The sequence below is a fragment of the Microseira wollei NIES-4236 genome, assembly GCF_020521235.1.
Classification (GTDB): domain Bacteria; phylum Cyanobacteriota; class Cyanobacteriia; order Cyanobacteriales; family Aerosakkonemataceae; genus Microseira; species Microseira wollei.
Genome location: NZ_BLAY01000212.1, coordinates 1 through 15,509 on the forward strand (window position 1 = coordinate 1; position 15,509 = coordinate 15,509).

Below are 15,509 nucleotides of genomic sequence, written 5' to 3' on the forward strand. Positions count from 1 at the left end.
CGACGCAGATCCAAGGACGCATACCTAAGCGGTAAGATAGTTCCCACTGACGACCCATGTAGCAGAATACACCGATCAGGAAGTGGAAAATTACCAGCTGGTATGGGCCACCGTTGTACAGCCACTCGTCTAAGCTAGCTGCTTCCCAAATTGGGTAGAAGTGCAGACCGATAGCGTTGCTGGAAGGAACAACAGCACCGGAGATGATGTTGTTGCCGTACAGCAAGGAACCGGCTACGGGTTCGCGGATGCCGTCGATGTCAACTGGAGGAGCTGCTACGAAGGCGATGATGTAGCAGATGGTAGCGGTTAACAGAGTAGGAATCATCAGAACGCCGAACCAGCCTACATACAGGCGGTTGTCGGTGCTGGTGATCCACTCGCAGAACCGATCCCAAGCGTTAGCATTATTGCTGCGCTGTAAGGTTGTGGTCATGGATTTATGATTGCTGGAATGATTGATTTTTCAAGGTTGTCGGTCGGTTTTTCCTTCCGATGTCTCTAGATTAAACTACTTATTTAGTTTTGTAAATATCTGTTGCATTTATTTTTGATAGGTAGTATTTATCGGTGGTATTAGAGCAGCTTATAGGCGCTGCAGGGTTGACCATAAATTGGGGGTTGGTAAGGGAACGGTAGCCCCTGTCGTTCACCCATGGGGAGGAAGCTGCCCCCCTTACACAAACAACTGAGCGGCTTGCGAATCATTATTGATAGGCATAACCATCGCTCCTGTGAATAAATGAACAATATTTGTGACTAATCCCTGCTACCCGACCTGTCGCCGTTGTGATGTCGAAACTGCCTGTTGCGAGGGGATTGAACCCGACCTAGGTAAGAGCCAACCTTTTTGCCTTTGGTGACAACAGCTTTGACAATATCGCCAGGCAAGAAAACCAAAGTGCTTTTTGATATTTGAGCGATGACGAATCGGAAAGCCAAAAGCATTAGTTCCACAGATTTGGCGGTTGCCGTGTCCTGTTGCTTTGATAATCAAAGGGTTGGATACCAAAACTTTTAAATTGTCTGGAGTTGATGCGCCTACATTCGCAGCATCCAACCAATGTGTTTGAGGAAGATTTTGACGGCATCGGTTATATTTATTTTTACCTCCAGTTCCAGTTTCTATGGGCAAGCCTAACTCTTTGAGGCAGTTAAACAGTTGCCAACGAGTAGCATTAACGGCTGCTGTATCGGCTAAGGGTCCCTTAGACCTGTAAAGAATTGACTTGAGTAATTCAGGCTTGTTCTTCAAGAATTGCTCTGGGGGGCTTATTCGCTTTCTTCTGGTTACATTTCGTGCAACTCAAGGTCAAGTTAGATACACGATTAGACCCGCCTTTTGACTTGGCAATAATATGCTCAATCTCTAACTGAGTGTCGGTAGCACCACAGTAGGCACACCGCCGATGCCATTTTTCGAGCATCTATTATTATTCTATACGCTCGTATCCGGCAAGCAATCCTTGTTGATACTCAATTCCAGAATTTTCTGGATTTGGCATCAGTTGAGTGTCAAATCGCACCATTTCAGTTGACATTGCAGTGATTGGTGATAACCGTAATCGCCGTTTAACCCAAGTCATTCGGCAGGGAAAAGGGGAAAGGGGAAAGGGGAAAGGGAACCCCATAACTAAAGCTAGGGGCTTTTAACTTCGACACTGTATTTCTCGTACGAAGTATAAGGAAACACATCTTCAACTTTAATCCATGTTTAAAAACAGGGGCAAGTATCCCTTTTCCCCTTCCCCCTTCCCCCTTCCCCCTTTTTGGTCAAAATGTTATTTACTCGACTGATGGAAGAAGGTGGCAACCATTCATCAGTACGACACCGATTGTTAAATCGAGGTTGACGATAACGGGTCTTGCGATTTCTGCGAGAACGTCTTAACTGTATTCTAGAGGTCAGGGCATCTCGAATTTGAAACGCTCTATGAGTTAGTTCAGCCGCCGACAAAACAATTTCGTTTCGGAGGATTGCTATACCTGTTTTCCTCGATACAGGGTCGATTTTGCTGCTTAATTTTTGATTGTTCTGTTATACAACTTCCACCTTCAAAATAATCGTAAATGGCTCTCGCTTGTAAACCGCTGCTTTACCTGACTTGAGTAATTTTCTGGCTCTGGCTGGGTTAGTTGGGTTTAGCGGTTGTTTTTTATTGTCCAAAACAAATACCAACATGAGTTTTAATCTCGCTTTCGGGGTAATGTGAACCGGGCTGCCCCGCTTCGCTAACGACAATGTTCAGAATCGGTACTTTCTTCAACAGACTGGCTTAACGCTTGTACGCCTGTTTAATGCTGAAGTTCTAGCAGATAAAACTGGTTCGTGCCTTCGCTCTTAGGAGCTTTAACACTTGTTCCTACCGTGACAAAGTAAGTCTTAGTCTGGTGATGTAGGCTTGTAGAATAATTCGAGCGCAAGCAAGAATTAAGTCTTACAAGCCCCTATCTAAAGACGTAGGGTTAATGACAAGTCTTCAGGCAGAGATAGTCTAAGGTTCGCCAGTGCTTGAGGGACATCCAAGGCTAAAAATCGATCGACTGGTTGATAGATCCAGCTGAGGGGTAGCTGAGTATCTTCAACGGTTTTTTGGAAACCCAAAGCTATTCGCAGTTCGTCGTGTTCCGGATGGAACACCATAGCATAGAGGTCGCAGAGGTTGGGAAATTCTTGCTGCATCTGGCGCAGCGTCTGCTGCACGTCCTGTACAAATTGAGTCAGGTAGCCTTTTTGCAGAAAAGGAGCATTAACAGTCCAAGACCGCACAAAGGCAACGGTACAATCGCGATCGCCTGGAGTTGCGAGTGCCATCGGATCGGTTTCCACATTGACTGTCACGTAGAGGCTTTTGCTGGGTGGCAGAAAAAACTTTTCCTCGGATTCCCTTGCGGTTGGATACAGCATGTAAAATCCAACCACATTTTCATTGTCGCAACGACGCAGCACCCGCATCCCACTCGGGTATTGCTGCGCCCAACCCTGCAGTAACCTAACAATCCTGTAGGTAGGCGTCCCTTCTGGATTCAACCAGCTGTAGTTGCGGACAATTAGATTGGCGGCGGGGATGGCATCGGTGCGGGGATTGAAGGCATCGGTTTTGACCTGTATCGGTTGTTCGGGTTGGGGTCGTGGGGTGAGTTCTGGTAGAGGGCGGATTTCAATGCAAATTGTGCTGCCGTCAAATTTTTTCTTAATTAAACGGAGGTACACCAGCTGGTCGATCATCATTCCGGCAGCGCGATCGCTCCCCCTTTCTTTGTCCGAGTAAAATAGTTCTGCCGCCTCGCGATGGGTACAGGGAATTGCCCCGAGCAGTGGGGAAAGTTCCCTCAAAGGTTGCACCTTGCCGTTCCCCATCTCTTCCTGCTGCTTCAGCAGTAAATACGCCCACAACTTGACAAAGTACTCCGCCCGACGACGAGTTAAACCATGCCGCCCCGTTAACTTTGAGACGTAGTTACGCTGTTGGTCGATGGAAAACCACTGGTTTAAGCTGGTTGGGTTCATAAGATGTTCAGGTGATTGTCTGAAGAACTACCCAAACGGGTGAGGCGTTTGGCGATCGCTCGTTGGAATATAAGTACAGAGGATGCTGTATAGGACAAACCGATTCACACCCTCGAGTTTTGTCGTAACGGGTGGCTCTATTCTACGAATCGGTTGCCAAATCCAACTTTTACTGTTTTTTGAGCGCAATTGCGCTCAAATCGTTGCTCTCTACATCAACGTTGCCTGGGATTGGGCCATGTTCGGACTTGGCTGGAAGGCTGCGATGGCATAGCCTGACATTTATTATTTCTCAGCCGCAACTGGAAAAGCTTATTTCTCCAAAAAACTTCACCCTACTTCAGGGCGATTCACCCTGTTTCTACTGATGGGGTTTGACTTCAGGGAATTGGTGAGGGTTACAGGTTGCTCATTGCGACTTCACCAACGCCCACACGAAGATGGCATCAGGAGTTAAGGGATTATACAGATGACAGTCCACACACTGCCTATTGCCTCAGAAGGAACACGGATCTTAAATTCTTGCTGGGATCGGCGCAACTTCAACGAGGAAGTCTCCCAACCCAAGCCAGCCACGTTTGATTGGTCTTGGCAGATTCTGGCTGAATCGTTGCGCGAAGGTTTGATGATTATCTCCCGCAACGTTAAACCCGTCTACGTGAATCGACAAGCTAAGGAACTGTGCCAAGCTTTAGCAGAGATCGATCGCACCTGGGCAGGTTTACCGGAAGTAGTTTCTGAAATTTGCCACAAATTAATCAAAAACGGCAACGCTAGCGATCAACCCGTGATTTTAGAGTGTCAAGCTGCTGGAGAACAAACAATTCGCGTCCGGGCGAGTTGGCTCAACTCAGATGCGAGTGACGATTCTAGAGGGACAGGGCGCCTCCAGTATATCTTGGTATTCTTGGAAAACCGCAACGAAATCCTGCAAGAAGAATTGCAGTTCGAGCAGCAAAAATACCAGTTTACCGACCGGGAAATGGAAATCTGGTCTTTACTGCGCCAGGATTATAGCTATCAAGAAATTGCCGCAACGTTGCATATTAGTCTCAATACGGTCAAAACCCACGTTAAAAATATCTATGCTAAGAAACGTTGGAATCAGGGGCAAGAAAAAAATCTGGTGAGTTGAGGGTTAAACCGAGATTCATCAGGGTGCACGATCTAATTTTTGATTTTGGGAGTGAGAGCGATGTTTAAAGGTGCCAAGGCTTGTGCTGTAAGTGCAGGTAGGTAAATCAAGTGAAAATAGTTCTGTTTGAGAATCCCGGTTGCTTGGAGAAACCGGGATTCTTGAGTTATATGGTGGTAGCGGTGCGTTACACTTCGTTAACGCACCCTACGTTTAGAATCTTTGCTATGATACCTTCTCGCGTTATTAGTTATAGTCCGGCTTATACGGTAGTTCCCACTTATGAATGCTTTAATCAATGTGCTTATTGTAACTTTCGCGCCGAACCTGGTCAAAGTCCTTGGCTGACGCTGCCAGAGGCTGAGTTAATTCTGCAATCGCTTCAAAATCAGGGAATTTGCGAGATTCTCATCCTCAGCGGCGAGGTGCATCCACGGTCTTCGAGGCGTAGGTTCTGGTTCCAGCGCATATATGACATGTGTAAATTAGCACTTTTTTTTGGATTTTTACCCCATACAAATGCGGGGCCATTAAGTTATGAAGAAATGGCTCAGTTGAAAAAGGTTAATGTATCAATGGGGTTAATGTTAGAACAATTAACGCCCAAACTGTTGCAAACCGTTCACCGCCACGCACCGAGTAAGTTACCAGAAGTCCGGTTGCAACAGTTAGAATGGGCGGGAGAATTGCGAATACCATTTACTACTGGAGTGCTGTTGGGAATTGGAGAAACACAGCAAGATTGGTGGGAAAGTTTAGAAGCAATAGCAAGAATTCACCAACGCTGGGGACACATACAAGAAGTTATTTTACAACCTTATAGTCCAGGGGAGCGGCAGATTTGGGATGCACCTGGTTTTGATTTGCTTCAATTACCGGAAATAGTTGCAACTGCCCGTGCAATTCTGCCAGCAGATATTACGATACAAATTCCTCCCAATTTAGTACAAGATGACAATTGGTTATTAGCTTGTTTAGAGGCGGGTGCGAGAGATTTAGGCGGAATTGGGCCAAAAGATGAAGTCAATCCCGATTATCCCCATCGTCACTATCAGAGATTGCCAGAAATTTTACAGCCTGCTGGGTGGAAATTAATGCCGCGTTTACCCGTTTATCCCCAGTACGATGAATGGTTATCTGTTGAATTGCAAGCGTCTGTGAAGCGGTGGCGGATGCGTTGAAATAAATTTCAGGAAACCTCTGGCAAAAATATTTGAGGCGGGCAGGATGCCCACCCCACAAAACCAGAAAAACTCTTGTGGGGTGGGCGGATCGCCCGCGCTTATAGCAGATTGCAGACGGTGATGGTACACCTTCGAATGCAATAGCGGCAGCATGAATGCTGCCGCTATTGCATTCTGGCGCCAAAAGGCTGTACCTCACTCCCTGGCAATCCGCTATAAAATCGAGGCGGGCAGGATGCCCACCCCACAAAACCAGAAAAACTCTTGTGGGGTGGGCGTCTCGCCCGCGCTTAAAATCGAGGCGGGCAGGATGGCCACCCCACAAAACCAGAAAAACTCTTGTGGGGTGGGGGTCTCGCCCGCCTAGTTTACCAGCCTAACAAGCCTGGAAATAAATTTCAGCCTGTAGGGGCACGGCATCAGAAAAGCTTTGATATCAACCAAAAATTATGCTACGCCGTGCCCCTACTGGTGTTTCGTTCCCAGGCAAGATCCTGGGAACGAGAGGACGAGAGGGGGGAGGTTTTACCTCCCATGTTCGTGCTTAAAAACTGGATGCTAATGGTTGTTCTGGTAGTGGCACGTGTTCGGCGACGATTTGACGGAATTTATCGCCATCAATCGTTTCTTGCTCGACGAGAATTTCTACCAAGCGGTCGATTAAGGTGCGGTTTTCCTGAATAATTTGCTTGGCTTGTTCGTAACAATGCTGGATAATATTATGAACCTGGGAATCAATGCGGGCGGCTATTTCTTCCGAGTACTCGTTTCGCGCTACAAAATCGCGCCCTAGAAATACTTCGCCCGACTGATTTTCCAAAGATAATGGCCCTAAGTCGGACATGCCAAAACGGGTTACCATTTGCCGCGCCAGAGATGATACTTTTTCCAAGTCATTACCAGCACCCGTGGTAATTTCTGCATCGCCAAAGATTACTTCCTCGGCGGCGCGTCCTCCCAAAATGCTAGTAATTAAGGCCAAAATTTGAGAGCGAGAAATTAATCCCTGTTCTTCATTTGGCGTGAACCAAGTTAATCCCCGCGCTTGTCCCCGTGGAATTAATGTTACCTTTTGCACTGGGTCGTGGTCTTTAAGTAAAGTGCCGATAATGGCGTGTCCTACTTCGTGGTACGCTATCAATCGCTTGCTCTTGCTATCTACCAAGGGCGTGCCTTCCATCCCGGCAACAACGCGGTCAACGGCATCGTTAATTTCATCCATTGTGATGGCTTCTTTGCGCCTTCTGGCAGTTAAAATTGCAGCTTCGTTGAGTAAGTTTGCCAAGTCGGCGCCGGTAAATCCAGGAGTGCGACGGGCGATGGTTTCTAAAGATATTTCCGGGTCGAGTTTTTTGTTGCGGGAGTGGACGTTTAATATCTCTAGGCGTCCTTTAAAGTCGGGGGCATCGACTAAGATTTGACGGTCAAATCTTCCCGGTCGCAATAAAGCCGCATCCAATACGTCGGGACGGTTCGTAGCGGCGATGATAATAATACCGCTATTGCCTTCAAAACCGTCCATTTCTGTTAGTAATTGGTTGAGGGTTTGTTCGCGTTCGTCGTTACCGCCGCCTATTCCGGCGCCGCGCTGACGGCCTACGGCGTCGATTTCATCAATGAATACCAAACAAGGGGCGTTTTCTTTGGCTTTTTTGAATAAATCTCGGACTCTGGATGCGCCGACGCCGACGAACATTTCGACGAATTCGCTACCGGAAATACTGAAGAAAGGAACGGCTGCTTCTCCAGCGATCGCTTTAGCCAATAAAGTTTTACCAGTTCCCGGTGGGCCAATTAATAAAACGCCTTTAGGAATGCGCGCACCGATGGCGCTAAATTTTTCTGGTTGTTTGAGGAAGGTGACGATTTCTTGCAGTTCTTCTTTGGCTTCTTCAATACCTGCTACGTCGTCAAATTTCACTCCGGTTTTGGCTTCCATTTGAAAGCGGGCGCGAGATTTGCCAAAGTTCATCGCTTGGTTGGAAACATTTGCCGAACGACGCAAAATCATCAGCAATCCTGCGATTAATACCATAATTAATAGCAGGTTGACTACAAATCCAAAGGCAGCGCTGTTATCGGTAGTGGGTTGTACTTCGAAGGGAACTTTTTTTTCGTGTAGTTTTTTAATTAGTTCTGGATTTTGCAGAAATATCGGGACTACTAATTCAGATTTGCCGTCAATCTGAGTCTTTAACTTGGCTCTGACAACCTGTTGAGTTGGGTCAATTTGCAGACTGGTGACTTGACCGGATTCGATTTTCTCGATCAGATCGCCATAGGTGAGGGGGGATGGCTGCGCCGAGGGGGAGGGGGATGGCTGCTGCGGGGGAGAATTAGCTAAGGCTGGGGAGGCTGCTAGCATTCCCTGGAGGATCAGCAAACTGGCTGCAATCGCGCCTAGATTTGCTTTGCCTCTTGCGATTGGGTGCTTTTTGTTGGTTTGTATGGGGGATTTGTTCATGAGATCTGCTGGTATTCGCCACTTTGACTTTGGGGCGCAATGCACGCGCTCCACTCCCAGTTTAGCGAAGCCTTGGTGTCCAGGAAGATAGATAAGCTGGGAAAAATGGAGAAGATCCGATTTTGGAGGATTAATTAACTAATGGTGGGGGGTTTGGGGGAGGCTATAAGTCCCGCGCCATAATCAAAGATTTGGCGACGGGATACATGGACATCCCCTTTCGTCAATTTTATTCGGTCAATCCCGATAAAATTGACAATTAGCTTAGGTCTATAGACTAGCAGTTCTATGTTAGAATATAGACATGACTCTAATAATGAACTATCGCTACAGAATTTACCCAGATGCCAGCCAAGAGCAAATGTTGCTCGATTGGTTGGAGATATCCCGCAAGGTTTATAATCATGCTTTGCGAGAAATAAAAGATTGGGTAAATTCGCGTAAATGTAGTTTGGATTATTGTTCGTTGGAGCAAGAATATATAATTCCCGCTTCCCAGCCGTTCCCAACTTACTACAACCAGCAGAACGCACTCCCAAAAGCCAAGAAAAAAATTGCCTCCTTAGCAGAAGTTCCGGCTCAGGTCTGGCAAACTACGATTCGGAGATTGCACGATGCTTGGAACTATTTTCAGAGCAAAGGATTTGGCTTTCCTCGCTTCAAGAAGTTTGGGCAACTGAAGTCAATGCTTTTTCCTCAGTTCAAAGCCAACCCGATAACCGGATGGCAAATCACTTTGCCCAAGATTGGGAGAATACCGATTAACTTACATCGACCAATTCCAGATGGGTTTGTGGTTAAGCAAGTTAGAGTGTTAAGAAAAGCTGATAGCTGGGAAGCTGTATTCACAATAGAGTCTGATGTTTCAATTCCAGATGCTCACCCTCATGGGGATGCACTGGGCATCGACCTAGGATTGGAAAAATTTCTAACAACCTCCGATAAGGAATTTATTGCTAGACCCAAATTCCTGACATCCTTGTACCGCGAGCTTGAATTGCTGCAACGCAAGTATGCCAGAACAAAAAAGGATTCTGCCAACCGCGAAAAAGCAAGAATCAAGGTTGCTAAATTCCACAACCACATCGCAAGCGTGAGGAAAGATTGGCAGTTCAAGCTAGCCAACCGTCTTTGTAAAAAAGATGGGATTGGAATGATATTTGTTGAGGACTTGAATCTGAAAGCTATGTCTAGGGGTATGCTGCGAAAGCATACCCTTGATGCGGCTTTTGGACAGTTCCTCAATCTACTCGAATGGGTAGCGAAGAAACATCTTGTCTACTTTGCCCGTGTCAACCCAGATGGTACATCCCAGACCTGCCCTAAATGCAACACGCATACAGGCAAAAAGGAACTGTCGCTCCGAGTGCATAAATGTGATAGGTGTGGATACGAAACAGATAGAGACTATGCTGCTGCTCTTGTTATCAGATTGCGTGGTCTAGAACAGTTGAGTACCCAGGGACTCTGGGGAATCGAAAACGCCTATGCAGTCGGTCTGCCGGGGATGGAAGCAATTCTATCTAGGTCAGAGGCAAAACCCCGCAAGGGAAAAACTAGGAATGCCAAATCGCGAGGTTTGGAACCCCACGCTATACCGCAAGGTTAGCGCCGGGAGGATGTCACCTATGCTTGAAAGTGAAGATTTATACCGCACCCTAGCTAAAAACTTTCCCAACGGTGGCGTTTTCTTGTTCGATCGGGATTTGCGCTATTGCATTGCAGAAGGCGCAGGATTAGCAGCGATCGGTGTTTCCAAAGAATTGTTAGAAGGAAAGACAATTTGGCAAGTATGGTCTCGCCAAATTTGCCACATCATCGAACCATATTATCGGGCAGCACTTGCAGGGGAGACAAATGCTTTTGAAGTGCAATACGACAACCGGGTTTTTAGCCTCCATACCCTACCAGTCAAAAACGATAAAGGAGAAATTTTAGCTGGAATGGTGATGTCGCAAGAAATTACCTCACGCAAGCAGGCAGAAATTGCCTTGCGGGAAAGCGAACAACGCCTGCGCCGCCAAACCGAAATCCTGATGAAACTCGCAAGGCGTAAAACGCTCAATCAGGGGGATTTGAATGCAGCGATTCGAGAAATTACCGAAGCTGCTGCCCAAACTCTAGAAATTGAGCGGGTGAGCGTTTGGTTATACAATAATTTCAAATTGCATATTTCAGAAGATGCCAAATTAAAATTAGTCTGCCTTGACCTTTACGAACGCAGCGCAAATCGTCATTCTCAAGGGATGGAACTGGCAGCAGATACTTATCCAAATTATTTTCAAGCATTAGAAACAGATCGAACTATTGCCGCCCACGATGCTCATACCGATCCGAGAACAAAAGAATTTTCCCAAAATTATCTGACGCCTTTGGGTCTAAAATCGATGTTAGATGCACCGATTTGGTTAGAAGGTCAAATGGTGGGGGTTGTGTGTCACGAACAAGTAGAACCGGGGCGTCATTGGGCGTTGGAGGAAGAAAATTTCGCCGGTTCGATTGCAGATTTAGTTTCTCTGGCAATTGAAGCGCACGAACGCCAGCGGACAGAAGCAGCGTTGCGCGAGTCAGAGGAAAAGTTTTCCAAAGCTTTTAGATCGAGTCCTAGCGCCATCGCGATCGCTAGTTTCCCAGAAGGACGCCTGATCGACATCAACGACAATTTCTCATCAATTAGCGGTTATCACCGCGCCGAAGTCATCGGTCGTACCGCGCTTGAACTCAATCTTTGGGTCAACTTAGAAGACCGCCTTCGCTCGATTCAAATGTTGCAAAATCAGGGGGCAATTCGCAACTTTGAATTCCAGTTTCGCAAAAAGTCGGGGGAAATTATGGTGGGTTTGTACTCGGCAGAACGGATTGTTTTAGGCGGTCAAGAATGTATTCTGCTGGTTGTCACCGATATTAGCGATCGCATCCGAGATCAAGAACAGATTAAAATAGCAGCAGAACGCGATCGCTTATTAGCTCAAATTGCCCTCCGCATTCGCCGCAGTCTCAATCTCGACCAAATTCTTAACACCACCGTGGCAGAAGTGCGGCAATTTCTGCACGCCGACCGCGTTTATATCTACCAAGGAACTCCCACAGGAATTGCCAAAGTTGTCGCCGAATCTGTAGACTTTCAATGGCCTTCAATTCGGGGATGGCGGATCGAAAACGCAAGGGAAATTGCAGCGAATGCACTATTTGACGAAAATTGCATCCGGGTAATTGATGATACTTCTGGTATAAAAGTACCCCAAGTTATCGCAGAATTTTATCAGCAATATCACATCAAAGCTGGTTTAGTAGTTCCGATTATGCTGGGGGAAGAAGCGTTTGGAGTGTTAGCGGCGCACCAATGTTCTGCACCGCGTCACTGGCGGTCATTTGAAATTGACTTGCTAAAGCAGCTGGCGACTCAGGTGGCGATCGCCATCCAGCAAGCTGAACTCTATCAACAAGTCCAAGCACTCAATACTAACTTAGAAAGCCAAGTTCTAGAACGCACGGCGCAACTAGAACAAAAAATGCAAGAATTGCAAGAATTAAACCAGATCAAAGATTTATTTTTACATGCGGTTACCCACGACTTGCGAACCCCCGTAATGGGTTGGTTAATGGTGTTAAAAAACTTACTAGCTAATGGCAACGAACAATTAGCAATTCCAGTTTCTCGATCGATTTTAGAACGCATGGTGCAAAGTAGCGATCGCCAACTCCACTTAATTAACTCGCTCTTGGAAGTTCACTCAAGCGAAATCCACGGGATAGTTCTGCACCGCGAACCAGTACAACTGAGCCAGCTTATTGCATCAATTCTGGCAGAATTAGAGCCATTGTTAGTAAAAAATCAAGCCACGCTGACAAATTTAGTCCCCAATAATATACCAATTATTAATGCAGATCCAAATCAGCTATGGCGCGTTTTTGAGAATCTGATCGCCAATGCTTTAAACCATAACCCACCCGGACTTTGCCTCACACTCAGCGCCACCGTCGAGACTGAACCCAACTCACCCATTACCAATGACCAATTACCTATTACCAATTCTCTAATTCGCATTACGCTGCAAGATAATGGCGTTGGCATGAGTCAAGAAACCTGCGATCATCTGTTTGAAATTTATGTCAGAGGTTCCCACAATCGACGCTCAACTAGCATTGGGTTGGGTTTATATTTGTGCCGTCAAATTATTATCGCTCACGGCGGCGAAATTGGTGTCAAGAGCAGCCCTGGCGCTGGAGCAACTTTTTGGTTTACATTACCAGCAATTTAAGCGGGGGATGAATCCACCCTCACGCATCAGCTATACCCATTGCAGATACAGCCTTCTGTTGGCGTCCCGTAGCGTGCCTTTGGCATAGCCTGCCATAGGCATAGACTTATAGCACATTGCAGCCCAAAGAGGTACACCTGAGTTTCAGGACTGACGCACGCAAAGCCAAAAACAAAGGTGATGCGTCAATCTCGCGACTGGAAACCGATGATTTTGCGGATCGCCCTTTGTTTTTTTGCCTAAGTCCTGAGTTTGTCAAGCGCGCTGCCATTTTTGCTGCGCGCTTGACAAACAAGCCAAAAGGCTCTACCTGACTCGAAAAGCAATCCGCTGTAAAAGGCATGAAACACCAACCCATTGACCAATATTTTGAGAAGCATTCCAGTCAGAGTCAACCAATGCTTTACTCGTTTCCCGATTACACGATTGCGGTGGTCTGATAAAAAATATATACTTACATATGAATAAAAAGTTAACAAAAAATCTTTAACATCTTGTCCACCCCCACTTTCTTCCCCCTGCCTGGATAATGAATTCGGGTTAATTTGTGGTTAACCCTATTGTTCGTGCTTGGTTTTTTGTTGCCGATAGAAGAAACTGCATCTACTACTTGAAAGGATCGACTGAGTATGATTATCCTTCCTGGTATTGTTGTTCAAGCGAAAATCTACGAAAGTGAAAAGTCTATAGTTTATCGGGGAATCTATGAGCGAAAACAGCTCCCGGCGATTCTAAAAGTTCTAAAGTCAGATTATCCCAGTATAGCGGAACTGAACCAATACAAACAAGAATATGAAATCACCCAGCAATTGAAGCTCCCAGGAGTTATCAAAGCTTATAGCTTGGAAAAATATCAAAATACGCTGGTAATGATTTTAGAGTATTTTGGAGGAGAATCTTTAAAAAGACTGGTTAAATCAAGCCAAAAGATTACCCTGGTTGAATTTTTGGAGATTGCCATTAAACTTACCGAAATTATCGGGGAAATACATGCTGCCAATATTATACACAAAGATATCAACCCATCCAACATTGTTTACAACCGAGAAACCGAACAGATAAAACTGATCGACTTTGGTATTGCTACAATCTTAAGCCGTCAAAACCCAACGCTAAACAATCCCAATCTGTTAGAAGGAACTTTAGCTTATATATCGCCGGAACAAACCGGCAGAATGAACCGTTCTCTAGATTACAGAACTGATTTTTACTCTTTGGGAGTCACGTTTTACGAACTGCTGACCAACCAGCTACCCTTTAAAACAACCGACCCAATCGAGTTGGTACACTGTCAGATTGCCAAACAGGCGATACCTCCCCATGAAATCGATCCAGATATTCCCCAGGATATTTCAGCAATTATCATGAAATTGTTAGCAAAAAATCCTGAAGCTCGATACCAAAGTGCCTGGGGAATTCAAGCGGATCTAGTGATGTGCTTGATGCAGTTAGAAGCCAATGGTGAAATTGAAGATATAATTCCCGGTCAAAACGATATTTCGGACAAATTTGAAATACCGCAAAAATTTTACGGAAGGGAACAAGCGGTCAAAACTTTACTAGCAGCATTTGAACGAGTTGCAGGGGGAGAGGGGAAGAGTCCTCAATCCAAAATTGAATTGATGTTAGTAACGGGTTATTCCGGGATTGGCAAGTCAGCACTGGTGCAAGAAATTTATCAAGCGATCGCCAAAAAACGCGGTTATTTTCTGACGGGGAAATTCGACCCATTGAAGCGGAACATTCCCTACAGCGGTATCGTCAGTGCGTTTCAGGGATTGGTGCGACAATTGCTAACAGAAAGCGAACCGCAACTCCAGCAATGGCGAGAAAAATTATTAGCAGCTTTGCATCAGCAAGGTCAGGTGATTATCGATGCGATACCCGAATTGGAACTGATTATAGGTAAACAGCCAGCCGTCCCAGAATTAAGTTCAATCGAGTCGCAAAATCGCTTTATTTTCGCCTGCCAAAACTTCATCCGGGTGTTTGGCCAACCCGAACATCCATTAGTAATTTTTCTGGACGATCTCCATTGGACTGATACCGCCACGCTCAAGTTAATCAAACTGATAGTGACCGATATAGATCTGCAATACCTGTTGCTAATTGGCGCGTATCAAGAGCAAGAAGTTAACCCGAATCATCCGGTGAAACTCGCGGTTAATGAATTGGGAAAAAAAAGAGTCACTATCAACCAGATTACCTTAGAACCTTTAAGTCTAAAATCCGTGACACAACTGATTGCCGATACCTTGCACAGTCCTACTGAAGCGGTTAAAGACTTGGCAAAATTAGTGCATCGTAAAACCGAAGGCAATCCTTTCTTCGTTAATGAATTTTTGAAACAGATCTACGCAGAAAACCTACTCGTATTTGATTTAGATTGTCTGAATTGGCGATGGGATATGGCTAAAATTGCAGCGATGAACATCACCGATAATGTTGTAGAATTATTGATTGATAAGTTGAAAAAACTGCCCGAATCAACCCAAAATATTTTACGCTTAGGTGCTTGTGTAGGTAACAATTTTGACTTAAATACCCTGTCTATAATTTGCCAGAAATTACCTGGCGAAGTTGTCCAAGACTTAGTTATAGCAGTTGAATGGGGTTTAATCCAGCCTGAGCAAGATTATAAATTTACGCACGATCGCGTGCAACAGGCGGCGTATAACTCGATCGATCAAACGCAGAAAACAGCCGTTCACTTACAAATTGGTCTTCTGCTGTTGCAGAATAGTCCGCCAGAAACTTTATCAGACAAAATATTTGAAATTGTCCCTCATCTCAATTTGGGTATAGGAGTCTGGCGAGATTTATCTTTACCTGAGGGAAAAGAAAGACAGGCGATACCTGAGGGAAAAGAAAGACAGGCGATACCTGAGGGAAAAGAAAGACAGGCGATACCTGAGGGAAAAGAAAGACAGGCGATACCTGAGGGAAAAGAAAG

8 protein-coding genes and 2 pseudogenes are annotated in these 15,509 nt (G+C 45.7%); 5 read left to right on the forward strand and 5 right to left on the reverse strand.

Annotation, left to right across the window (positions count from 1 at the left end):
* From MiSe_RS41745 to MiSe_RS41760, 4 genes and pseudogenes are all read right to left on the reverse strand, one after another.
* Positions 1-436, reverse strand: a 436-nt coding sequence (locus MiSe_RS41745; protein ID WP_507770236.1) for a photosynthetic reaction center family protein, incomplete at its 3' end; no start/stop codon positions are given.
* Positions 437-707: 271 nt separating this feature from the next.
* Positions 708-1,586 (reverse strand): annotated as a pseudogene (gene iscB, locus MiSe_RS54240) (RNA-guided endonuclease IscB); the annotation flags it as partial.
* Between the two features lie 188 nt (positions 1,587-1,774).
* Positions 1,775-2,182 (reverse strand): annotated as a pseudogene (locus MiSe_RS41755) (RRXRR domain-containing protein); the annotation flags it as partial.
* A 270-nt stretch (positions 2,183-2,452) separates the two neighbouring features.
* Positions 2,453-3,511 carry a hypothetical protein gene (locus MiSe_RS41760; protein ID WP_226591937.1) on the reverse strand — a complete coding sequence of 353 codons (1,059 nt, stop codon included), beginning with the start codon at positions 3,509-3,511 and terminating at the stop codon, positions 2,453-2,455.
* Between the two features lie 469 nt (positions 3,512-3,980).
* Here MiSe_RS41760 and MiSe_RS41765 point away from each other — a divergent pair, with 469 nt between their 5' ends.
* Together MiSe_RS41765 and cofG are read left to right on the forward strand one after the other, a co-directional pair.
* Positions 3,981-4,646 carry a helix-turn-helix transcriptional regulator gene (locus MiSe_RS41765; protein WP_226591939.1) on the forward strand — a complete coding sequence of 222 codons (666 nt, stop codon included), beginning with the start codon at positions 3,981-3,983 and terminating at the stop codon, positions 4,644-4,646.
* 227 nt (positions 4,647-4,873) lie between these two features.
* Positions 4,874-5,827 (forward strand): 7,8-didemethyl-8-hydroxy-5-deazariboflavin synthase subunit CofG, encoded by a 954-nt coding sequence (gene cofG, locus MiSe_RS41770; protein WP_226591947.1) that lies wholly within the window; start codon positions 4,874-4,876, stop codon positions 5,825-5,827.
* Between the two features lie 547 nt (positions 5,828-6,374).
* Here the strand turns inward: cofG and ftsH are convergent.
* On the reverse strand, positions 6,375-8,294 hold the full coding sequence (gene ftsH / locus MiSe_RS41775) for an ATP-dependent zinc metalloprotease FtsH (protein ID WP_373873007.1): 1,920 nt from the start codon (positions 8,292-8,294) through the stop codon (positions 6,375-6,377).
* A 304-nt stretch (positions 8,295-8,598) separates the two neighbouring features.
* Between ftsH and MiSe_RS41780 the strand changes: the two genes are divergently transcribed.
* From MiSe_RS41780 to MiSe_RS41790, 3 genes are all read left to right on the forward strand, one after another.
* Complete coding sequence (locus tag MiSe_RS41780; protein ID WP_226591941.1) at positions 8,599-9,903, forward strand: RNA-guided endonuclease InsQ/TnpB family protein; 1,305 nt, start codon at positions 8,599-8,601, stop codon at positions 9,901-9,903.
* A 19-nt stretch (positions 9,904-9,922) separates the two neighbouring features.
* Entirely contained in the window at positions 9,923-12,556 is a 2,634-nt protein-coding gene (locus tag MiSe_RS41785; RefSeq protein ID WP_226591943.1) for a sensor histidine kinase, read from the forward strand.
* A gap of 629 nt (positions 12,557-13,185) precedes the next feature.
* Positions 13,186-15,509, forward strand: a 2,324-nt coding sequence (locus MiSe_RS41790) for an ATP-binding protein (RefSeq protein WP_226591945.1), incomplete at its 3' end; no start/stop codon positions are given.

Coding starts and splice junctions, on each gene's coding strand:
- MiSe_RS41760 (WP_226591937.1), bottom strand. CDS start 3,511: ATGAACCCAACCAGCTTAAACCAGTGGTTTTCCATCGACCAACAGCGT.
- MiSe_RS41765 (WP_226591939.1), top strand. CDS start 3,981: ATGACAGTCCACACACTGCCTATTGCCTCAGAAGGAACACGGATCTTA.
- cofG (WP_226591947.1), top strand. CDS start 4,874: ATGATACCTTCTCGCGTTATTAGTTATAGTCCGGCTTATACGGTAGTT.
- ftsH (WP_373873007.1), bottom strand. CDS start 8,294: ATGAACAAATCCCCCATACAAACCAACAAAAAGCACCCAATCGCAAGA.
- MiSe_RS41780 (WP_226591941.1), top strand. CDS start 8,599: ATGACTCTAATAATGAACTATCGCTACAGAATTTACCCAGATGCCAGC.
- MiSe_RS41785 (WP_226591943.1), top strand. CDS start 9,923: ATGCTTGAAAGTGAAGATTTATACCGCACCCTAGCTAAAAACTTTCCC.